The organism is Candidatus Enterococcus murrayae (assembly GCF_017315985.1).
GTDB classification, from domain to species: Bacteria; Bacillota; Bacilli; order Lactobacillales; family Enterococcaceae; genus Enterococcus_A; species Enterococcus_A murrayae.
This window is the reverse complement of the sequence record NZ_JAFLVR010000011.1, coordinates 120,080-141,257: the sequence shown is the minus strand read 5'-3', so window position 1 is coordinate 141,257 and position 21,178 is coordinate 120,080. Positions and strand designations below refer to the sequence as shown.

General features: G+C 40.1%; 20 protein-coding genes. 4 read left to right on the top strand and 16 right to left on the bottom strand.

The genetic code is table 11. The annotated features are described in order from the left end of the window. Window position 1: 1 nt before the first annotated feature. The 4 genes from JZO85_RS05575 to JZO85_RS05560 all read right to left on the bottom strand — a co-directional run bounded on the left by JZO85_RS05575 (window position 2) and on the right by JZO85_RS05560 (window position 5,876). On the bottom strand, window positions 2-460 hold the full coding sequence (locus JZO85_RS05575) for a GNAT family N-acetyltransferase (protein WP_207107506.1): 459 nt from the start codon (window positions 458-460) through the stop codon (window positions 2-4). A gap of 232 nt (window positions 461-692) precedes the next feature. Beyond that, entirely contained in the window at window positions 693-2,573 is a 1,881-nt protein-coding gene (locus JZO85_RS05570) for an ABC transporter ATP-binding protein (protein WP_207107505.1), read from the bottom strand. Next, window positions 2,563-4,302: an ABC transporter ATP-binding protein gene (locus tag JZO85_RS05565; protein ID WP_207107504.1), complete on the bottom strand. Its 1,740-nt coding sequence runs from the start codon at window positions 4,300-4,302 to the stop codon at window positions 2,563-2,565. Before JZO85_RS05565 ends, JZO85_RS05570 begins: the two co-directional genes overlap by 11 nt. A 119-nt stretch (window positions 4,303-4,421) precedes the next feature. Next, window positions 4,422-5,876: an AcpB/EbpR/MafR family transcriptional regulator gene (locus JZO85_RS05560; RefSeq protein ID WP_207107503.1), complete on the bottom strand. Its 1,455-nt coding sequence runs from the start codon at window positions 5,874-5,876 to the stop codon at window positions 4,422-4,424. A gap of 243 nt (window positions 5,877-6,119) precedes the next feature. On the opposite strand from JZO85_RS05560, the gene JZO85_RS05555 reads away from it, so the two are divergent. Then, window positions 6,120-7,127, top strand: a complete 1,008-nt coding sequence (locus JZO85_RS05555) for a class F sortase (RefSeq protein ID WP_207107502.1) — start codon at window positions 6,120-6,122, stop codon at window positions 7,125-7,127. Between the two features lie 27 nt (window positions 7,128-7,154). Here JZO85_RS05555 and JZO85_RS05550 read toward each other — a convergent pair whose 3' ends face one another. The 11 genes from JZO85_RS05550 to JZO85_RS05500 all read right to left on the bottom strand — a co-directional run bounded on the left by JZO85_RS05550 (window position 7,155) and on the right by JZO85_RS05500 (window position 17,405). Continuing rightward, entirely contained in the window at window positions 7,155-7,364 is a 210-nt protein-coding gene (locus tag JZO85_RS05550; RefSeq protein ID WP_207107501.1) for a hypothetical protein, read from the bottom strand. After that, entirely contained in the window at window positions 7,348-7,647 is a 300-nt protein-coding gene (locus JZO85_RS05545) for a helix-turn-helix domain-containing protein (protein ID WP_207107500.1), read from the bottom strand. Before JZO85_RS05545 ends, JZO85_RS05550 begins: the two co-directional genes overlap by 17 nt. Window positions 7,648-7,940: 293 nt before the next feature. Then, window positions 7,941-8,312: a type II toxin-antitoxin system PemK/MazF family toxin gene (locus JZO85_RS05540; RefSeq protein ID WP_010747167.1), complete on the bottom strand. Its 372-nt coding sequence runs from the start codon at window positions 8,310-8,312 to the stop codon at window positions 7,941-7,943. A 189-nt stretch (window positions 8,313-8,501) separates the two neighbouring features. Next, entirely contained in the window at window positions 8,502-9,629 is a 1,128-nt protein-coding gene (gene alr / locus JZO85_RS05535; RefSeq protein WP_207107499.1) for an alanine racemase, read from the bottom strand. Between the two features lie 19 nt (window positions 9,630-9,648). Continuing rightward, a complete protein-coding gene (gene acpS / locus JZO85_RS05530; RefSeq protein ID WP_016179518.1) occupies window positions 9,649-9,999 on the bottom strand; it encodes a holo-ACP synthase in 351 nt (116 codons plus the stop codon). A 148-nt stretch (window positions 10,000-10,147) separates the two neighbouring features. Further along, entirely contained in the window at window positions 10,148-11,695 is a 1,548-nt protein-coding gene (gene cshA / locus JZO85_RS05525) for a degradosome RNA helicase CshA (protein ID WP_207107498.1), read from the bottom strand. A 330-nt stretch (window positions 11,696-12,025) separates the two neighbouring features. Continuing rightward, window positions 12,026-13,381: a UDP-N-acetylmuramoyl-tripeptide--D-alanyl-D-alanine ligase gene (locus JZO85_RS05520; RefSeq protein WP_207107497.1), complete on the bottom strand. Its 1,356-nt coding sequence runs from the start codon at window positions 13,379-13,381 to the stop codon at window positions 12,026-12,028. Between the two features lie 161 nt (window positions 13,382-13,542). Then, a complete protein-coding gene (locus tag JZO85_RS05515; RefSeq protein WP_207107496.1) occupies window positions 13,543-14,607 on the bottom strand; it encodes a D-alanine--D-alanine ligase in 1,065 nt (354 codons plus the stop codon). A 113-nt stretch (window positions 14,608-14,720) separates the two neighbouring features. Then, window positions 14,721-15,158 (bottom strand): YaiI/YqxD family protein, encoded by a 438-nt coding sequence (locus tag JZO85_RS05510; RefSeq protein WP_207107495.1) that lies wholly within the window; start codon window positions 15,156-15,158, stop codon window positions 14,721-14,723. Then, entirely contained in the window at window positions 15,142-16,491 is a 1,350-nt protein-coding gene (locus JZO85_RS05505; RefSeq protein ID WP_242550220.1) for a hypothetical protein, read from the bottom strand. The genes JZO85_RS05510 and JZO85_RS05505 overlap by 17 nt, the downstream gene beginning before the upstream one ends. A 14-nt stretch (window positions 16,492-16,505) precedes the next feature. Then, the gene (locus JZO85_RS05500) at window positions 16,506-17,405 is read right to left on the bottom strand and encodes a metallophosphoesterase (RefSeq protein WP_207107494.1); all 900 of its coding nucleotides are present in this window, start codon (window positions 17,403-17,405) and stop codon (window positions 16,506-16,508) included. Window positions 17,406-17,539: 134 nt separating this feature from the next. Between JZO85_RS05500 and JZO85_RS05495 the strand changes: the two genes are divergently transcribed. Both JZO85_RS05495 and JZO85_RS05490 read left to right on the top strand, forming a co-directional pair. Next, the gene (locus tag JZO85_RS05495) at window positions 17,540-17,941 is read left to right on the top strand and encodes a hypothetical protein (RefSeq protein WP_207107493.1); all 402 of its coding nucleotides are present in this window, start codon (window positions 17,540-17,542) and stop codon (window positions 17,939-17,941) included. Next, window positions 17,941-18,486, top strand: a complete 546-nt coding sequence (locus tag JZO85_RS05490) for an LOG family protein (RefSeq protein ID WP_207107492.1) — start codon at window positions 17,941-17,943, stop codon at window positions 18,484-18,486. Before JZO85_RS05495 ends, JZO85_RS05490 begins: the two co-directional genes overlap by 1 nt. Window positions 18,487-18,516: 30 nt before the next feature. On the opposite strand, the gene gshAB is transcribed toward JZO85_RS05490, so the two are convergent. Continuing rightward, the gene (gshAB, locus tag JZO85_RS05485) at window positions 18,517-20,778 is read right to left on the bottom strand and encodes a bifunctional glutamate--cysteine ligase GshA/glutathione synthetase GshB (RefSeq protein ID WP_207107491.1); all 2,262 of its coding nucleotides are present in this window, start codon (window positions 20,776-20,778) and stop codon (window positions 18,517-18,519) included. Window positions 20,779-20,952: 174 nt separating this feature from the next. Between gshAB and JZO85_RS05480 the strand changes: the two genes are divergently transcribed. Further along, window positions 20,953-21,159, top strand: coding sequence for a hypothetical protein (locus JZO85_RS05480; RefSeq protein ID WP_207107490.1), 207 nt, complete (start codon window positions 20,953-20,955; stop codon window positions 21,157-21,159). Window positions 21,160-21,178: the final 19 nt, after the last annotated feature.

Here is a 21,178-nt window from a genome sequence, read left to right as displayed (position 1 = left end):
TTTATTCATCCTCTCTGCTAAATATCATTGGCTGAAACCGGATCCCCGAGACCGTCTCTTCTTTTCCATTAAGCTGAAACCCTAATTTTTCATACACTGATACAGCATAAGGAGAAGAATTGACTGTCACTTGCTTCAGTGATAACTCTGACAGCATCTCTTGGTACATTTTCTTTGCGATGCCCTGACGATGATAAGCCGAATCGACAAAAAGCAGCGCGACATGGTCAGGCAGACGAACAGCTAATATACCTACGATTTGCTGATCCTGTTTTCCACACCAAAGCTGTACCTGTTTCGCTGAAAGCTCCTTTTCAAGTTCCTCATTCAAATAGGTCAAAAAATGGGCAACGCCTTCATCAGAATAATCGGGTGCCTCAAACGTCATAAAAACTTTTTTGATCATTTTTTTAGCTTGGGGTAATTCTGATAAATTCAGCCGTGAAATTTTAATCGTCATAGCTTTTCACCCTCTCCAAAAGTCTTTATTTTATTGTAGCGATTATCTTGAACTTGTTCCAATTAAACGGCTGAAACTTCAACTAAAAGATGATTTTCTCAAATCGTTCCTTTTATTTTTATAAAAAAATAGTTGATTTTTTGTTTCAGAACGGTTTTCAACTGGTAGTTGATTCTTTGCAAGGCAGTAAAAAAGGTGTGCCACGACATCGGGCACACCTTCAATACGTTTATTAATCTAACTCAACTTTTCCAGTATATAGTTGATAGTACATTCCATGTTCAGCTAGTAGGCTTTCGTGGTCTCCTCGTTCAATGATTCGACCATGATCCATCACCATAATGACATCAGAATTTTGAATCGTTGACAATCGATGGGCAATCACAAATACTGTACGTCCTTCCATCAAACGATCCATCCCTGTTTGCACGATACTTTCAGTTCGAGTATCGATACTCGAGGTTGCTTCATCCATGATCATAACAGGAGGATCAGCGATCGCTGCCCGAGCAATCGCAAGCAACTGGCGCTGTCCCTGTGACAAGCCTTCACCATCACCAGTAATTACTGTATCGTATTTTTCTGGTAGATGCTGAATAAAAGTATCCGCATTTGATAATTTTGCGGCTTGATAAACCTCTTCATCCGTTGCACTTAAGTTGCCGTAACGAATATTCTCTTTGACCGTTCCCGTAAATAAATGCGTGTCTTGCAAAACAATCCCTAAAGACGAACGAAGAGAAGCCTTTTTAATTTTTTTGACATTGACTCCATCATAACGAATCTTGCCTTCTTGAATATCATAGAAGCGATTGATTAAATTTGTAATCGTTGTTTTCCCGGCACCAGTTGCACCAACAAATGCTACTTTTTGGCCTGGCTCAGCATATAAGTTAATATCATGCAGGACTAGTTGCTCATCGTTGTAGCCAAAATTGACGTCTTCAAAACGAACATCTCCAGTTAATTGAACATAGGAGGTAGTTCCATCTTCATGAGGATGTTTCCATGCCCAGATGCCCGTCCGCTCTTTAGTTTCAATCAGTTTTCCATCCACTTCTTTGACATTCACTAAAGTCACGTAGCCATCATCCACTTCAGATTCTTCATCCAATAGTTGGAAGATACGATCAGCACCAGCTAATGCCATAATAACAAAATTGATTTGTTGGGAAATTTGACTGATAGGTCCATTCAAGGAACGACTCAATTGCAAGAAGGATGCGATCATCCCTACTGTCAAAGCGGAAACACCGTAAACAGCAAATAACCCTCCAATAATCGCTACTAGAACGTATTGAATATTTAACAGATTCATCATGATCGGCATCAAGGTATTTGCCGTAGCATTGGCTTTCGTAGCACTTTCCTGCAGCTGATCATTGATTACATCGAATTCCTTCATTGCTGTTTCTTCATGGTTGAAGACCTTCACTACTTTCTGGCCATGCATCATTTCTTCGATGTAGCCATTGACCTTCCCGAGAGAACGCTGCTGCTCCCCAAAATAGCGCCCGCTGCGGTTAGTAATAAAGCGGAGCATCACGAGCATCAATGAGACCGAAACGATGACGAAGCAAGTCAAAGGGACGCTCAATGAGAACATCGCGATAAAAACTGAGACAAAAGTCACCAATGCCATCATCAAGTTTGGTATACTCTGTGAAATCATTTGACGCAGCGTATCCGTGTCATTCGTAAAATGACTCATGATGTCCCCGTCTGCATTTGAATCAAAATAACGAAGCGGCAATGTCTCTAAATGATTAAACATCTGATCGCGAATTTTCTTCTGTGTCCCCTCAGATACCTTCACCATGATCAAATTATAAGAAAGTGTCCCAATAATTCCGACAACATAGATCAATGCCATCGTTACGATCGCTTTTAACAAACCAGTAAAATTCGGATTGCTTTGTCCAATCAGCGGTGTGATGTAATCATCGATCACAACTTGCAAGAACAGCGATCCTCGTACATTTGCAAAAGCACTAATCAGGATCATGAAAAAGACGATTACCAATTGAACTTTATGTTCTTTCGCCATGATTTTCAATAAGCGCTTGATGGTTTTCATTGGGTTGGATTTGGCTGCAGGCATTTTATTCATCATGATCACCAAATCCTTTCTGTTGAGAATCAAAAACTTCTTGATAAATCAAATTATTTGCTAACAACTCATCATGTGTTCCGATTCCATTTATTTTTCCGTCATCTAATACAATAATACGGTCCGCATCTTGGATGGAACTGATCCGCTGCGAGATGATAAAGGTCGTTGTTCCAGGAATCTCATTAGTCAGCCCTTCGCGGATTGCTCGATCTGTTTTCGTATCCACAGCACTAGTCGAATCATCCAAAATCAAAATCTTCGGCTTCTTCAATAACGCACGAGCAATCGTCAATCGTTGTTTCTGTCCGCCAGAAACATTATTCCCGCCTTCAGAAATCATCGTGTCATATTTATTAGGGAACTCTTGAATAAAGGAATCTGCCTGTGCAATCGTTGCAGCATGAATAACTTCTTCTTCCGTTGCTTTTTCATCGCCCCACCGAAGATTTTCTGTGATTGTTCCACTGAATAAAACATTATTTTGTAAAACCATCCCAACTTGATCACGTAATGCTTCCAAGTCATAGCTTCGCACATCGTGACCGCCAACTTTGATTTCGCCATGAGTCACATCATACAATCTAGGAATCAGCTGCACCAGACTAGATTTTGAACTTCCGGTCCCACCGACGATTCCAATCACTTCGCCTGAAGCAATTTTCAAATCGATATTTTCCAGTACTAATTTGTCCATATCATCTTTGTAGCTGAAGCAGACATTTTGAAATTCTACCGAACCATCTGGTACTTCCGTCAATGGATTCTCGCCATTTTTCAAATCACTTTCTTCATTAAGCACTTCTGTGATTCGCTCAGCGGATGTACGAGCGATCATCAATTGGACAAAGGTCATCGACATCATCATCAAGCTCATCAAAATCTGCATCGTATAATTGAACATACTGACTAGTTCACCCGTCGTCAGATTTCCTTTATTTACGATCAACTCTGCGCCTAACCAAGAAAGCAGCAGCATACACGCATAAACTGCGACCTGCAGAAGCGGCATATTGAAAGCAACAATTCTCTGCGCTTTCGTAAAATTATCAAAAACCATTTTTGATACGCGGCTGAATTTTTCTTCTTCATGCTCTTCCCGCACATAGGATTTCACCACACGAATTCCCTGCAGGTTTTCGTGTACAACATTGTTCAGACGATCATATGTCCGGAATACTTTTTCGAACAATGGGTGGGCAAACCGAATGATCAGGCCAAGACCCACGATCATAATCGGTACGATCACTAAATAAATCATTGATAGTTCCCGATTGATATGAAATGTCATCACTAAAGAAAAGATCAAGATCAATGGCGACCGCACCAAAATCCGGATCACCATTTGATAAGCATTCTGCACGTTCGTCACATCTGTTGTTAAACGGGTAATCAGACTCGAACTTGAAAAGCGGTCAATATTCGAGAAAGAAAAACTCTGAATCCGTTCAAATAGGTTATGACGTAAATTTTTTGCAAAGCCTGCCGAAGCAATTGCTGCCGTCCGTCCCCCTAAAGTTCCCATAGCAAGTGCAAACAATGCACACAAAAATAGTAGGCCGCCATAACGCAAAATCGTATTCGTATCACTTTTTTCGATCCCTTGGTCGATCAAGCCTGCCATGATTAAGGGCATGATCACATCCATTAGTACCTCTCCCATTGTAAATAACGGGGTCTGTAAACTCTGCTTCTTATATTCACCGACATTTGCCAGTAATTGTTTTAACATGTACTCACGTCCTTCCATTCTTTCATTAATGATTGCTTACTATAGTATAGAGATTTTTTCGCAAAAGTTCTAATAAATTCACCCCTTTTTCATAAAAAAGAAGACTCAGAGCGAGTCTTCTAATGAATATTTTTGATAAAGGAGCCGATCGATGATAAATCACTCTCCGTCAAAAAATCATCGACAATTTTTAAATTCCCATAAGAATAATCTTTTATCGGATAGTTAGCAATCACCAGATCGTACTTTTTAAAACTCTCGTCAGGAGAAAAATCCAATATCGATCCCTGATGCGCCTCGATCCCCACAAGATAATAAAAACGGTTTCTAATCAATTCCGCGAGCATCTCTGCATGACTTATCCCCGAATCACTCACTACTAAAATCTGTACCTTAGCAGAATGAACATCCAGTGAATGTGCCAGCCCTTCCCATTCTTTAAATAAAATCGTCAAAACAGCAAAATAAAACTGACTAAACCAAGGATCACTATGCGTTCGTTCCATACGTAATAGTAATTGATGAACATACTTCGTAAAGTGGGGATATTGTTGTTTTGCATTTCTTGAAAAATATGCTGCCGAATCGAATAGAATTGAGCGTGGATACGGACATACTTGGTAAGCGGCCTGAAGCTGCAGTAATTTTTGTAGAATCTTTTTCCTTCGTTCCTCTGTCAATGTCAGCTCATGAACCAGTTCCAACTCCCTTAAAAAACTTTCTAAATATCTCAAAGTGATCTGACAGCTAGGTTCAAAGCGTGTAATGAAACAAGAACAAAATAAACTATTCGCCACTTCGTAATACCATTGATTTGTCACATTATATTGGGTACCGTAAACTATTCGATCTGCTGCTGGCCGCAGAGTCAAAATTTTATCAATCAACGCTTGATTTAGATTCATTTTCTCATTTTCAGTTAAAACAAACCCTTGAGAGGTCCGAACAATAATCACTGCCAGTAAATAGCTGCTTTCCAAAATTTCCCGATCATTATAAACAATGTCAAAAGAGCGATTCGCATTTCTTATAAAATCGATCACTCGTTCATGTTCGAGATCAAAAGGCCATTCATTTAAGCCATATTTCTCTAGCAATAATTGAACATAAAAGACACGCACCCAGCGTTCATTTTTAGCGGTAATCCGAAAAGGCCTGCGTTCTAAAACCAAACCTTTTTCTTTTAAGACCTTATCAATCTGCTTAATCATTCGATAAAAAGTAGCCTCGCTAATATACAACTCATTGATCCAATAATCCATGTCTTCATTCGGTTGAAAGAAAATCCGCTCTAAAAATGTAAATGCTTCAGATTCTTCCATTAAATTCCGTGCCAATTGCCGTGTTTTGTTGTGAAGCGCATCGTTCAACCGCAAACCATTTGTACGGGAATACTCTACACCGACGTGCTCGCCCCAATGTTCATTGATTGCTTCTACATCAGATAGGATTGTTTTCATCGAACAATCTAACAGATCTGCAATCATTTCTGGATTCTGCCATCCAATCAAATCTCGTAAAACGCCAATAATGGCTAATCGTCGTTGTGTTGTATTTTTTAATAGTCTCCGCACAAAAGTATCCTCCTAAGCCAGTTGTCACTAATCTTCAAATCCGATAATAAATTTTAAGTTTTTGGATTATAACATTACTTGGTCATTATATCATAAAATAACTCTATGAAAACGGAAAAATATTGATATTTATTTAACTAAAATTCACAAATAACATTCGCATTTAACAATTACGTTATTTTTATTCCCCATTATTGTTTCCTACTTTATCCTTTAGACAAATAAGAAAAAGGAGGGATTTTCTTGAAACCATCAAGAAGAAAAAAAATCTTACTTTCCCTTGTTATTGTAAGTCTCCTATTATTATTTGGTCCGCTCATTTTTTCTTCTATCTCTAATGCCCAAGCTGAAAAGGAGGAAAGCTACGAAAAACAAGTAAAAATCTATGGTGATGACGAAATCACGATTACCGCGAATGATTCATTTCATCCAAAACAGTATTACAAAGCTGTGGCTGATGATTTTCAACCTGTTCAGATGAACTACACTACTATCAATACAAGTAAGCCAGGTCGCCACTCCTTGGTTTTGACCGCCAAAAATAAAAAAGATCATGACAAACGAACCGTTTGGATTATCGTTGAAAAAGAAAAAAAGAATAAAGTTGCAAAAGCAGAAAGTAAAACTTCTCTCAACCAGCCACCTGTCTCCTCGACTTCAGAAGAAACTCTAGCAGAACAACCTAAGCAATCAGCTACTCAAGAATCCATTTCCTCCACAGAAGCACAACAAGCACCAATAGAAAATACACAAGAATCCATGACACAACAAGAAACCCCACAACCTGTTCCAGAAGAACCACAACCCGCAGCTGCTCCTCCTATTCAGCAACAGCCAGCATTACAACCCAATCAGATTTCTTTCCATGGCCAATCTTTACCTTACCAAAATGCTGGGCAAGGTAGTGGGCAAGGAATCATCAATAGCGGCGCAATTGCTGCAACTTGGGGAGGTAATCCGACACAATCCGGCACAGACAATCAAAATACCCATTTCATTGGGCACAACCCCGGGATTTTTTCACCAATCTTATCGCTTAGCGGAGGCGATGCCATTACAGTTACTGATAGCGCAGGTAATGCAACAACCTATATAGTGACTGGCTTGACTCAAGTTGACGACAGCGGGAGAGATATTGCTTCTGGCTTAGATAATTGGGACCAAATTACATCTGCTGGCGGCGGAGAACGAATCACTTTGCAAACTTGTCTTGGCGATACAGTCAATCTAATCGTTTATGCTCAGGCATAAAAATAGGCTGGCACCTTTTGTGTCAGCCTATTTTGTGTTTAACCGCTTCAAACCATAGCGAATAATATGAGCGATGATCATTGTGGAGAAAATAATACCGGTACTGATTTTCAACCACATTGGAATATATCCTGGAGGTGCCCCTATACCAACCAATCCGCTAATTGCCAGTAAACAAACTCCACCTAAATTATACGTAATCAAAAGCAGCTTATTGATCTTATGGATTCTTTCCATAACTCTTTTCTCCTTTCGTAGTAGGCACTCCATATTGATTTCTAAAATTCTGCGAGTCTGCTAGATAATCTAAAAGACTAGGTTTGGCCTGACCCAAAAGAGCATCAATACTTTTTCGATATATTTTACTAAGAGCGATCAGCTGATCATAATCAGGCGCGCTCTTATTCAGTTCCCACTTGGAAATAGTTTGTGGGGTAATGTGCAGAAGTTCGGCAATTTGTTTTTGACTCATTCCTTTTCTTTGTCGAAAATATCTAAGCTGTTCACCAATCTCAACCATCGTTCCCCCACCTTCATCTTGCTGTTTTTCTTTATCTATATTATACAATAGAAAAATTCTGGTTTACTACGGATTGTAGATGGACAATTCGTTGAAGTGAAAAAAAAAGGACGCAACGAATCGTTGCGTCCTTGATAACTCGCTAAATTTTATTTCTAGTAAAAAACCAACAAAACAAATTGCTTGATAGTATCTTTCAACTTTCTACGTTTCCTCTTATGACGAAAAATATTAAAAAAACCTCTAATGAGCGATGCTGTTTTATGAAACTGATAAATCAACAGTACTGATTTTTATGTAAGATTCGATGTGACAGCAGACATCGTTTCGATTCCGACACTGATTCGTAAAGCAGCATCAACTTCTGCCATCAAACAGCGATCTAAGTGGCAGACTTTTTCCTTCAAACGTGATTTGTCGATCGTACGAATCTGCTCTAATAAAATGACTGAATCCCGCTCGATTCCGGTACCATTTGACTTGATCCCTATATGTGTGGGTAATTTGGGCTTAGCCATTTTTGCTGTGATCGCAGCAATAATGATTGTTGGACTAAAATGATTGCCCAAATTATTTTGGATCACCAATACCGGACGAATCCCTCCCTGTTCAGAACCAATGACTGGCGATAAATCCGCGAAATAGATATCACCACGTTTAACCATAATAATCTCCTTACTCCTTTTAATGTAGTCATTTCTCCATTGAAAAATGCCCCGATGTTCATGCCATATATCACTTCTCTAAACACTTCTTGCCTTGATTCAAAATATCTCATGATGTTTGTTCAATAAAAATCTATTTCAAAAGAGACTAAACGCCTTGTAAAAATCCAGAAATCTCTTTATTCATAGTTACTCTTGATAAATTCTTGGCACACGTTCCGAAAGCATACAACAAACTTCATAATGAATCGTTCCTAAATGATCCGCCACATCTTGCATCGTAATCTCTTGTCCATTATTCTTACCAATCAATGTGACTTTTGTTCCAACCTTAAATTCACGCGGCAGACGAATCATCAATTGATCCATACAGACACGACCGACAATTTCACAGAACTCCCCTTCGACTAACAATGAAAAACCCTGCATCTTCCGCAACCAGCCATCTGCATAACCGATTGGAATAGTACCAATCCATTCTTTTTCTGGCGTATCATAGGTTTTCCCGTAACCTACACCTTCACCAGCTGCCAGTTCTTTGACTTGAATCAACTCAGAAACTAACTCCATTGCCGGTTTTAATGGGTACACTTCTGGCAATTCATGACCTGAAGGGTTCAATCCATACATTCCAACTCCGTAACGAATCATATTGCCCGGCATTTCTTTATCATGCCACAATGCTGTTGCGCTATTGCTTGAATGAATATAACGAGGCAAACGATCCAACACAGCGATCATCTCGTTGAATCGATCCGCTTGCTTAGACCAGTAAGAAGCATCCTTTTCATCTGCCGTTGCAAAATGAGTAAATAAACCTTCCCAAATCATATTTGGAGAAGCTTCAATAATCTCCGCTGCTTCTTTGACCTCTTCTGGAGTTAGAAAACCAATGCGTCCCATGCCAGTATCTGCTTTAATGTGTACTTTTATCGGCGCTGTTGTCTCTTCTAAATCCCTCAGTACTTCCTGCGCTTCTATTAGCCATTCTTTTGTGGCTACAGTGATAGATAGATCATAATCTACCACAAGTGACAGATAGCTCGGGAAGACCACACTCAGTACCAATATCGGTTCGGTGATTCCTGCCTCTCGCAATTCAATCGCTTCGTCTAATGTTGCTACACAAAAACCAGCAGCCCCCACAGATAAAGCCATTTGTGCAGCAGCAATCGCCCCATGACCATAACCATCTGCTTTAACTACAGCAAATAATTCAGTTCCTTCCGGCAATCGTTCAATTTCATTTTTAATATTCTCTCTCAATGCTTTCCTATGTATAATCGCGCGCGTAGGTCGATGATAAGTTACAACCATAAACTAAGTGTCCTTCTTTCTATTCCTCTAGCAAGACCTGTGCGATCGCTAGTTCCTCTGTGTGGGTCAAGCTAACAAAAACTTTTCCCTGATGAGGTGATTTTGTAAAGGCGGGTGCACCATTATCATCTCGTAAAATCTCTAAATCCTGAAAACTGACTTTTCCGATACCGGTTCCCCAGGCCTTAGAAAAAGCTTCTTTGCATGCATACCGTCCTGCTAGAAATTCTACCTGACGATGAGGAGAATGGCTAGCAAAAAGGGTCTGTTCCGCCGGAGTCAGTATTCGTTCCACAAAATGCGGACGACGCTCAATGATTTTTGCGACTCGTTCAAGCTCAGTCGCATCGATCCCGATTCCTTTTATCATCCTCTCAACCCTTTCAAGTAACATCTTTATTTTACCAAAGACTTATTTAAATGCTACGATTTTTTTTTAATAATCGAAGCAAACTTCTTTATATCAAGAAAAAAGCCATCAATCAAAAAGATCAATGGCCTTGATAGTTATGCGCGAACTAGTCGTTTGTATTTGTGCGAATGACAAATCCGCGTTTTTTGTCGTTATTCCGATTGGTATTTTTGTTGTTACTGCGTTGTTTGTTGCCGCCGTAATTTTTGTTTTTATTATTGTTGCGATCACGATCTTTACGGTAGTTATCTTTACCACGACCGCCGCCACGGTTGTTTCCACCGCCGCGTTTACCGCCGCCACGATTGAAGCCGCCTTTTTTATTTGAAGGCAATGGACGTTCTGGTGTGATTTTCACAGGAACAGCATCTGAAGGGTCTTTAGCTGTTGTCTTCAACAACAACGCCGCAAGCTCCTCTGGTGAATAGGCAGCTAATAATTCTTGAGCTGCTTCCTTGTATTTTTCCAAGCTATCAGAATTCTCTTCCATTTCGCTTTGGATTTGTTCCATCGCCGCACCTAATTGACCTTTGAAAGCTTCCTTTTCGGTTGGCGGACGCATTGGATTCATACGTTTTTTCGTCAAGTTTTCGATGACATGTAAATAGCCCATTTCGTTTGGAGTAACGAAGGTCACTGACATACCACCTTTACCAGCACGGCCAGTACGACCGATACGGTGAACATAGCTTTCTGGATCTTGCGGAATATCGTAGTTGTAAACGTGCGTAACACCTGAAATATCTAATCCACGAGCAGCAACGTCTGTCGCTACCAAGATGTCAAGATCACCTTTTTTGAATGAACGTAATACGCTCATCCGTTTTTGTTGTGAGAGATCGCCATGGATGCCTTCAGCTTTGTAGCCGCGAGCTTCTAATCCACGCGCTAATTCATCAACACGACGTTTTGTACGTCCAAAGACAATCGCCAAATCTGGTGTTTGTACATCGAATAGACGTGTCATCACATCAAATTTTTCGTAATCTTTTGCCCGTACATAGTATTGATCAATCAAATCAGCCGTCATTTCTTTGGCTTTGATCTTCACATGTTCAGGTTCTTTCATAAATTTCACGCCGATTTTTTTGATTGCATCGGGCATCGTTGCTGAGAACAACAATGTCTGGCGTTCTGCAGGGACTTTACTGATGATTTTTTCGATATCTTCCAAGAATCCCATGTTCAACATTTCGTCTGCTTCATCTAAGACAAGTGTCTCCACAGTTTCTAATTTCAATGTGTGGCGGTTGATATGATCCAGCATCCGTCCTGGTGTTCCTACGACGATATGCGGACGATCTTTCAAACCACGAATTTGACGGCCAATATCTGCGCCCCCATATACGGCCTGCACACGAATTTTCTTGTCGCGGCCTAAGCGGTATAATTCTTCCTGCGTTTGGATCGCCAGTTCACGTGTTGGCGCAATGACTAGTCCTTGTAAAACATTTTTCGTTGTATCGATCTTATTTAGCATCGGTAAGCCGAATGCGGCAGTTTTACCAGTACCCGTTTGTGCTTGTCCAATTACGTCTTTTCCGGCTAATGCCAAAGGAATAGTTTGTTCTTGGATCGGTGTTGCTTCTTCAAAACCTGAGCGTTCGATCGCTACTAATAGTTCTGGTGATAATTTTAACTCTTTGAATTTCAAATGATATCCTCCTAATGTCTGTTGACCTTATCATTTAGAGCGTATGGTTTGGTATCGGCGTTCGGACTGCAACTGTCCCTCTAGTTGCCATCCTTGGCGATACTACCGAAAAACCGCTCCGCGAAGTCAGGCGGAAGGATCATCTCTCACAAAGAGTGGTTGAGACATTGTTCAACTGAAAAATGCCCCAACCGCTTCTCAAAAATAATTGGTAAGCCAGCGAGTATTCACTAGCGAATCTTTAATTTATTGGATGACTCATTCAATCATTACTTCATTTCTCGGCAATGGCTCATTTTAGCACATCATTTCATTTTCTGCAAGTTTTCACTATTTCTGCAATCCTTCAACGACATCAATCAACCCCATACCGTTGCTGCCTTTCAAAACAATGCTGTCATTTGCTTGCAAACTATTCTTGACTGCCTCTATCATTTGCTGCTTATCATTTTTACTAAAATAATGAACCGCCAATGACGGGTAACGATCGGCTAAAGCAACCTTCAGACCTTTTATTTCATCGCCATATAAATAAATTTCTTGAAAGTCATGATCATTAATATGTTCTACCATATTCGCATGAAGAGCGTATGACTCCGCCCCCAATTCCAGCATATCTGCCAAAACTGCCACACGACGTCCTTCTGTCGGTAATTTTGCAAAAGTATCTAATACCAAACCCATCGCCGTGGGATTAGCATTGTAGACATCACTCAAAATATCCGCACCATTTCCAGCCTTCAACCATTGTGTCCGATTTTGTGTGACCTGGACATAAGCCAAACCTTGAAAAATTTCATCAATACTTACATCGAACCACCGACCGATTGCCATCGCAATCAGTGCGTTTTGCACATTGTAGCTGCCAGGCAGAGGGATTTGGTAGCCATTATCATCAACAGAGAAAACTGTCGCCCCTTTATTCTCGTTTAAAATGGTAGCAGACAGATCACCTTGTTTAATGCCAAATGTTTCCACAGTTTGTGATAATGAGTTTGTACGTTCTTCTAGTAGAGGTTCATCCGCAGGGATAATCAGCAAGCCATCCGACGCTAAACCAGTCGTAATTTCCATCTTAGCGTCCGCGATTTTTTCTCGTGAACCTAAGTTTTCAATGTGCGCTTCTCCGATGATCGTGATCGCTGCGACGTCAGGTTCGGCCAGCTCTGATAAAATACTGATTTCTCCTGCATGGTCCATCCCCATTTCCAGAATCAATTTTTCCGTTCCTTCTGGCATGTGTAAAATTGTATAAGGCAAACCAATATCATTATTATAGTTGCCTTGTGTTTTATACGTCCGAAACTTTTGGCTAAGGACCGATTCAGTCATATCCTTTGTCGTGGTTTTCCCATTCGAGCCTGTAATAGCTATCACATCTGGATTTTCCTCTAATAGGTAGTAGCTTGCTAGCGCTTGAAAAGCTAACAATGTGTTTTTAACTAAAATCACTGCAATACCTTCTGGCGCAGTCGCTGGATCATTACTCCAAAGCGTTGCAGTTGCTCCATTTTCGATTGCTTTCGCTACAAACTCATGGCCATCATTTGTTCCTTGTAATGGGACAAACAAATCGCCGGCTTCAATTTTTCGTGAATCGAATTCGACACCAGTAACGGTCACCTCATTTTCCGCCAATACTTCACCTTGAACGGCCTTGCTGATGATTGTCGTTGTAAAATTCATGGTGTTCCTCCCAAATTTTTGTTTCTGACTACAGTAAAATACACTCATCCATCGTCTGATTGATGATCATTTGATATGCCGGACGTTAAAAGGAACTTGAGACATCCTCCGTAGAGAATCATGTCTCAAGCCCTGCTGCTCGTTTGCTAAACAGAGGCCCTCTATTTAAAAGCCGCTTGCTGTTCGTAACGCTTCGTACCTAATTGAATCAATTCTTCAATTAAATCACCATACTTCAAGCCCATATTTTCCCATAATAAAGGATACATACTAAACTCAGTGAAGCCAGGCATCGTATTCAATTCATTCAAGAACAATTCATTTTTATTCGTCAAGAAAAAGTCGATTCGACTAAGTCCTGAACCGCCCAACATCGTATATGCAGACTTAGCGTAGTCTCGAGCTTTTTGCATCACTTCTTCAGGAATGTCTGCTGGGATCGCCATCTGAATCGTATTGTCGATATACTTAGCATTGTAATCATAGAAAGCCTCTTCTTTTACGATTTCACCAGGCAGAGTTGTCCGCACATCATCGTTACCTAAAACAGCAACTTCAATTTCACGAGCATCGATTCCTTGTTCAACCAAAGCGCGTGAATCATAACGATACGCTTCTTGAAGGGCATTTTGTAATTCTTCCCGATTTTCTGCTCGTGTGATTCCGACACTTGAGCCCATATTAGCTGGCTTGATAAACATCGGATACAATAATGTACCTTCGCATTTATCAAAGATTTGCTTTGGATTTTCTTTCCATTGGTTCTTTAAAACTGGAACATATGGAACTTGCGGAATTCCGGCTGCCTGCAGGATGTATTTAGTCATAATTTTGTCCATCGCGCATGCACTTGTCATTACGCCTGCACCCACATATGGCATATCCAATGTTTCTAAAAAGCCTTGGATCGTTCCGTCTTCTCCATTTGGTCCGTGCAGGACTGGAAATACAATCGCATTGTCTTCTTTGATATCGCCAGGAGCAATCACTTTTCCGCTGAACCCTTCAACTTCATGTCCAGCCGTATCCCAAGTTAGACGCAACGTTTCATCTGTTTCTGGTGCTTCCGTTAACAATGGACCTTTTACCCATTGACCGGTTTTATCAATGTAAATAAGTTGTACTTGATAATAGTCAAAATATACCGCAGAAATAACTGAAAAAGCCGATAAAATTGCTACATCGTGTTCTGGACTTTTCCCACCATAAAGTAAAATAATTTTCAACTGAGTATCCTCCATTACTTTCTGATCCCTAACATTTTAGCACAAAAATCAAAATCCCCAAAAAGAAATTTTACAATTATTACAATGCATGTTGTTTCAGATTACATCAAAGACTATGGAATCAGGCTTTCCAACACGTCCTTAAAATGTGCACGATCTTCATTCGTAAAAGGCTTCGGGCCTTTCGTACGCTGTTTTGCCTGACGCATCTTACTACCGATAAAACGTTGAGTCAACAACGCGTCAATATTCATCTGTGTATATTCCATACCCGTTTGATGTAAAACATGTGCCGCTTTGGCTAATGTCAAAGAAGCCAAACCATAATCCTGTGTGATCAAAATATCCTCTGATTGAATGACTGAAACAATTTTAAAATCAGCTGAATCTGCACCACGATCAACATAGATAAATTCCACAAAATCCGGGTACTCCTTTTTTGAATAATGATCGATACTCGTTACGATTACCACTGGTATCCCATGTTCTTCTGCGACTGCAATCGCTGTGTCCTTTACCGGCGAGCCATCGCCATCAATGATTAAACGCATGTTTTCCTATCCTTCCAATCAACCAAAGCCCAATTAATAGAATAATGATTGAGATAAATTTAACTATGTCCATTGTTGCAAGGATTTCTGCTGTGTGCAAGCTGCGCAATAAAAAAATATCTTTGACTGGTAAATTTTTTAACTGTAATGTGACGAGCAGCAAAAACATCAAAATAAATTGATGCGTGATACTTCCCTTATTGGATGTCGAATACTTTGCAGTGAGACGCTGCTGCGCTTCGATGCTCTCTGTTTGATAATACAAACGGTTCAGCCATGCACTGGTTCCTTTTTGGAAGAAAGTCAAAACAAAAATCGCAAATGGGAACAGTGGTCGGATACTTAACAATAATAACCCGACAGCTAATCCAACAAGTTGAACAATCAAATCATTCTTAAAGGATTGACGAAGCTTGCCCGCTAAAACTAACGAACTAATTACTCCCAATAGGTAAGGCAAAAATAAATACATTCCTTGAGAAGCAGCACCTTTATAGACTGCAACATAAAAAGCACCAAAAAGGAAAATAAAATTTCCCAGCATTCCATTAAGGAAGGTCAAAGCATTTTGCCAAGCAGGCAGCTTCCAATGATTTTTTACTTGGTTAACCACAACGATAGCCGCCATGAAAATACCTGTGAATAAGAGAATCGCGTTATTCAGCAAAGATTCACTGAACAGTAGTCGCCCGCTTCGCAATAAAAAGAGTGCGATAAAAAACAAAATAAACCAAACCAATTCCGAGATAGAAAAAACATGCTTCGTTAACTCCTTGAAGTCCATTTCGTAATGCGGATAATGCTTGACGGTATGATACCCACAAACAAAATAAAGTGTGATGATGCTTGGCACAATCACGACTTGAACTGGAAAAGTCAGTGTCGTTCCAAAAAATAGTGGAAATAAAACGAGTAAGGCCACTAAATATTGCCGACTGCTCATCGTTTGAAAGCCTTTAGACTTTTCAAAAAAGTTCACGCTCGTATTTGCTGGAGGCAGCCAAGCAGCACTTAGTCCTAAAAAGATACTGCCGAATAAATAAAATGTAAAATGTAAAGCTCCGATCAAGGTCAGAAATGAACCGATGCCACCAACTAATAATGAAACCATCAACAACGTATATTGATCGATGGAGCGATACAATCCACGAATCAAAAAAATCCCAGTCACCCGAAACGTATAAAATAAAACAAAAGGCAACACTGTGACAGACTGTCGCGGATCTATCAAATGCATAAATAATAAATAAGGAATGACAATCATCGTATTCGCTAAAACAAACGGTGTTGTCTGAGTAAACTGTCGTAAAAATTTTTTTATCGCTTCAATCAAAATGGTCTCCTCCACTAATAAGAAATCAAAGTCATTGCTTGTCGAAATTCTTCAAGCAAATGTTCCTCTTTATAAGCGGCAAATTCTGCTTGATGCTTACTCAATAAACTACGCATTTTCATTGGAATAAAAACTTCGGCTAATTGATTATCTAAAACAAACTTCCGAGTGATGCCCCATTCATAATAATATCCTAAAGGACGGCAGCTATAAATCGTATCACCGATTATTTGATCTTCAAATCGTCGATGAGTGTGACCAAACACCACATGCTTAACGTTAGGATATTGATCCAATAATTCACCAAATGCTCTCGACCCTAAAAAGGCATTCAGCTTATTCCAGATTTGATATTTACCACTTAAATGAACGATAAATTCTTCTTTTGGCACAAAGTGTGTCACTAAAATGACTTGATAATTTTTGCGCGCCAAATCATCCAATATATTGCGTAATTGTCGTAAAATTTCTTGATCAACCGTTTGATCATCCGAAAAACGTTCGATGATCCGGTCAAACCAATATATATTTTTAATCGAGCGAATTTGCTGCGGGTCTTTTAATTCAGAAAACCCATAATCATACCATCCATTAAAGCCCAATAACACAGTTTCTTGATTAAGTGGCAAATAGCGAAGATTCAAAAAATGGCTGTCAGGATAGTGTTCAATCATCTGCTCTCCTTTAACATTACCCATCTCATGGTTTCCAAGATTGAATGTCGTCGGCACCCCGCGCTGACGAAAGAAACGATTGACTGTCAACGCTTGGTCGATCTTATTAGCCGTATCACCAGCAAAATGCAGTCGTGTCACCTCTTGTTCACGCAGCAAAGATAAAAGTTTAGTTAATTCTTTTTCGCCGAAGTGATTGATATCTGCATGCAGATCTGTAATCACAGCTAATTTTCCCATCTCACCGCCTCCTTCCCGTCTACTTTACACAAATCATCACAATAATGCGAGTCAAATGCTGAATCCATTCGTAGGATTTTTTACGTCTGTGCTATACTTATTTTAAAAGAAGGAATTTTAAGGAGGAGTTTATAATGGTCACCTATCAAAATCTCCAAACCGATTTATTGCAAGCGCTTGATTTGCATATTGATATCTTAAAAGAAGTCGATGATATCAAAACAGAAGAGATCCCTGCGTTTTTATTTATGATGCGCAGCCTTGGCTTCATGTTGGACCGCGCTGCCTTAGTTTTAGCTAGCGCTGATGACGAAGAGATGTACTATATGATGTTCCAATACTATAGTCTATTGAAGGAATTAAAATTAAATTTGGCCATGAACCATCCTTATGCCAAACTTCAAGAAGAGCCCCTAATCGAGACTGTAAACAATTTCCCCGACACCTACGAAAAAGAAATGAAGATTTGGTGGGAAGAAAAAACCGGTTTGACCGTTGAATCAACGAAACAGACGCTCGACTTGGAAGAAATCTGATGCGAATCGCTGTATATTGCGGAGCACACCTTGGAGCTGATCCACTCTACCAGGAGACCGCAAAAAAATTAGGCCATTGGATTGTAGAAAAAAATCACGAACTTATTTATGGCGGAAGTAAACTTGGCTTGATGGGTGTTATAGCTGACAGTGTTCTGGAAAATGGCGGTGTAGTTATTGGTATCATGCCTAAATTTTTGCAAGATCGTGAACGCCTCCACACTGGTTTGACCCATATGATCACTGTGAGTGACTTGGACGAACGAAAAAAGGCCATGATGCAGCAGGCGGATGTTTGTATAGCATTACCAGGCGGTATTGGAACATTAGAAGAAATTGCTGAAGCTTACTCTTGGGCACGTGTTGGCCAAAACAATAGCCCTTGCATCTTCTTTGATGTCAAAAGCTATTATTCTCCGTTACAAAAATTCTTTGATCAGATGGTAGAGCAAAAATTTTTATCCTATGAGGATCGTCAATTGGTTCTATTTACCGAATCACTAGCTGAAATGGATACATTTATAAAAAATCACCATAAAAAATGACCTACGCGATAGCAGCGCAGGTCATTTTTTTTAGATATTCATTTCAGGATACAAGAAGCGCAGAACGTCCAATGTTAAACGACGGCTTTTTCCAATATAAGGATAAATATGCATGTGCATCATTGGATTAAAGTTGGCCTCGATAATCCCATAGTCCTCATGTACTTCATAGGGTTTGTCTTTATCCGGAATAATTAAATCAATACCGCTGATGCTGGCTCCTAAAACTTCAACTGCATCGATCGCTAATTGTTTATAGCTTTCATGAATGTCATCTGTAACGTCAATGGAATCACCGCCAGTAGATACATTTGAATTTTCTCGCAAGAAGACTTGCTGATCCTTTTCAGGAACACTGTCAATGCGCAGCCCTTGCTCCTTCAGCATCAATTGTTCTAAATCACCCAACTGGATTTTTTCCAATGGTGATCGATGATTCAGTCCACGCAGAGGGTCCGCATTCTTTTCAGCTACTAGCTCCTCAATCGTTCGTTCGCCGTCCCCTATAACATTAGCAGGGGTTCGCAGCAAGACCGCCTTGACTTGGTGATCGATTACGAAGAAGCGGTATTCAGTTCCCGGCAAAAACTCTTCAATGATAACCTCATCATCCTCCGCAAAAGCAATCGCCAGTCCAGCGTTGAAATCAGTCATTGATGTTTCACCTTTGAAGATAGTGATGCCCAAGCCGTAATTCGTTGATTTGGGCTTAATTACGAAAGCTTTTTGAGCAAAACGTGGATAGGCTTTTTTCGCTGCTTCAATCGAGCTAAATGTTTCGCCATCCGGCACACGAAAACCAGCCCGCGCTAAAACGAGTTTAGTGACTGTTTTATTCGCCATCAGCAAAGGTGCTATATAAGTATCTTTGCTAGTCATATTTCCATTCTTTACTAATTCTTGATGATCGCCATGCTGCAGCTTTACAAACTGATCCTGTCGATCCAAGACCTCGGCCTCAATTCCCTTCTGAATGGCGTCAAACAATAAGTTTTGCGTCGATAACTCCATTTCCTGAAAACCAGCCAATTGATAAGGACGGGCCCAAGCTTGGTCATAAAACTTGCGTCCTAATTTCGTTGCTGCTACGTCTTGTCCTTCGGCTTCATCTAAAGCGAGTACTCTCGCCGCTAAAGTTTCTTCTGGTCGATCTAGCCAAACTTGATATTTCTTAAGTAAATCTGCACCGTCTAATTCTAGTTCATCAGCCATTAGCTGCATTTCAGTAAAAATCCTTTGTCCTTCTGCTAAATGAGCGGTCGGTTTTGCTGGATGTTCTAATGAAACCTCATCACTAATGCGATTGCCTTCCGCTACCCACTCATCAGCCGGTAATTTCTCATCAGTCCATAGCAAATAAAGCATAAACAAATGAATAAACTCGATCTCATCAGCATCAATTCCGACACGGTCAAAGGGATTCAAATCAATATTTCGCAACTCCACATAACGGATGCCCGTATGAAAAAGATCCGCAACCTTTTTTCCACCGCGCATACGAATCGGTGCGTAAAATTCTTTTTCTTCCGATAATCGCCCCTGTGCAACATTTTCTGCTAAATCCTCGCTGTAGCGGGTCAGTGTTTCATAAGACACTTGTACATCCGGTTTATTAACATACCCATAATGACTAGTACGAATGCTCCGTACAGGTTCCTTGGGACGATCCTCGCTATCAAAGTAGCGGTCCTCACTTAGCGGGCTAGCTCCAAACAAGTATGTTAACAGCCAACGATAGCGTAAAAAATTACGCGCGATCTTCATGTATAAACGGGTCTTGAAATCCTCCATAGATGCTTCTTCTGTTTGTGTTAAAAACAGCTGCCTTACTAAGTCTAATCCATATTCAAAATTGAAATGAATCCCGCTCACCATTTGTTTCCGCTTCCCGTACTCACGTGCTAAGTAACGCCGATATAAGACATCTGCATGTCGTTCTAACTTCGCGATCTGAATAGCTTCTTCTTTTTCAGGAAGTATTGGCGGCATGGATAAAGGCCACATCATTTCATCCTTCGGCATACTTCGTTGTGCAACATCATGAATCGCCTCTAAATAAGCCAACACTTCATTGACTGATTCAGCGACTGGGGTAATCAATTCTAATTGTGTTTCAGAAAAATCTGTTTGAATATAAGGATGAAAATTCCGATTTCCCACAAGGGTTGGATGATCCGTCTGTACAAGATCCCCATTGAGGGTAACCCGTTGACTTTCTTTTTCGATCCCATAGCGTGCTTGCAGCAAAAAAGGTTTAACCTTTTCTTGTGCCATCATTTTTTTTGTATTCATTTGTCCATAGTCCTCCCAGCTACATTATATAGAAGAATATCCAGAAACAGAACGGAAATGCTTGAAAAAGGGATAGCGTTTTTAATGGCATTATGATTAAATAATGGTAATAACATTTTTAATTTAAATATAGCTTTAAATTGCTAGTCTATTAAGAGAATGGAGGCCTCGCCTATGGTGAAAAACGATCATCAATTGATAAGCAATACGTCTCATTTGCTTCAAGAAACAGAGTTAGAAGAATTCGTTGTATTACGTCCTCATCACCAGCACCAGTTTCATTGCGACGAGGTTCACCGAATAATGGATGCTAATGCTCGACAAAACAATGTCAGCCTGCATGTCCCACCTTATTTTCAAAATAAGCAAAAGAACTGTTGAGAAAAAAACTCAACAGTTC

Excerpts from the sequence above, each read along its gene's own strand:
- JZO85_RS05575 (WP_207107506.1), bottom strand. The coding sequence starts at position 460 with ATGACGATTAAAATTTCACGGCTGAATTTATCAGAATTACCCCAAGCT.
- JZO85_RS05570 (WP_207107505.1), bottom strand. The coding sequence starts at position 2,573 with ATGATGAATAAAATGCCTGCAGCCAAATCCAACCCAATGAAAACCATC.
- JZO85_RS05565 (WP_207107504.1), bottom strand. The coding sequence starts at position 4,302 with ATGTTAAAACAATTACTGGCAAATGTCGGTGAATATAAGAAGCAGAGT.
- JZO85_RS05550 (WP_207107501.1), bottom strand. The coding sequence starts at position 7,364 with ATGGAAAGAATCCATAAGATCAATAAGCTGCTTTTGATTACGTATAAT.
- JZO85_RS05545 (WP_207107500.1), bottom strand. The coding sequence starts at position 7,647 with ATGGTTGAGATTGGTGAACAGCTTAGATATTTTCGACAAAGAAAAGGA.
- JZO85_RS05540 (WP_010747167.1), bottom strand. The coding sequence starts at position 8,312 with ATGGTTAAACGTGGTGATATCTATTTCGCGGATTTATCGCCAGTCATT.
- alr (WP_207107499.1), bottom strand. The coding sequence starts at position 9,629 with ATGGTTGTAACTTATCATCGACCTACGCGCGCGATTATACATAGGAAA.
- acpS (WP_016179518.1), bottom strand. The coding sequence starts at position 9,999 with ATGATAAAAGGAATCGGGATCGATGCGACTGAGCTTGAACGAGTCGCA.
- JZO85_RS05520 (WP_207107497.1), bottom strand. The coding sequence starts at position 13,381 with ATGAATTTTACAACGACAATCATCAGCAAGGCCGTTCAAGGTGAAGTA.
- JZO85_RS05510 (WP_207107495.1), bottom strand. The coding sequence starts at position 15,158 with ATGCGTTTAATCATTGATGGCGATGGCTCGCCGGTAAAGGACACAGCG.
- JZO85_RS05500 (WP_207107494.1), bottom strand. The coding sequence starts at position 17,405 with ATGGGAAAATTAGCTGTGATTACAGATCTGCATGCAGATATCAATCAC.
- JZO85_RS05495 (WP_207107493.1), top strand. The coding sequence starts at position 17,540 with ATGGTCACCTATCAAAATCTCCAAACCGATTTATTGCAAGCGCTTGAT.
- JZO85_RS05490 (WP_207107492.1), top strand. The coding sequence starts at position 17,941 with ATGCGAATCGCTGTATATTGCGGAGCACACCTTGGAGCTGATCCACTC.
- gshAB (WP_207107491.1), bottom strand. The coding sequence starts at position 20,778 with ATGAATACAAAAAAAATGATGGCACAAGAAAAGGTTAAACCTTTTTTG.
- JZO85_RS05480 (WP_207107490.1), top strand. The coding sequence starts at position 20,953 with ATGGTGAAAAACGATCATCAATTGATAAGCAATACGTCTCATTTGCTT.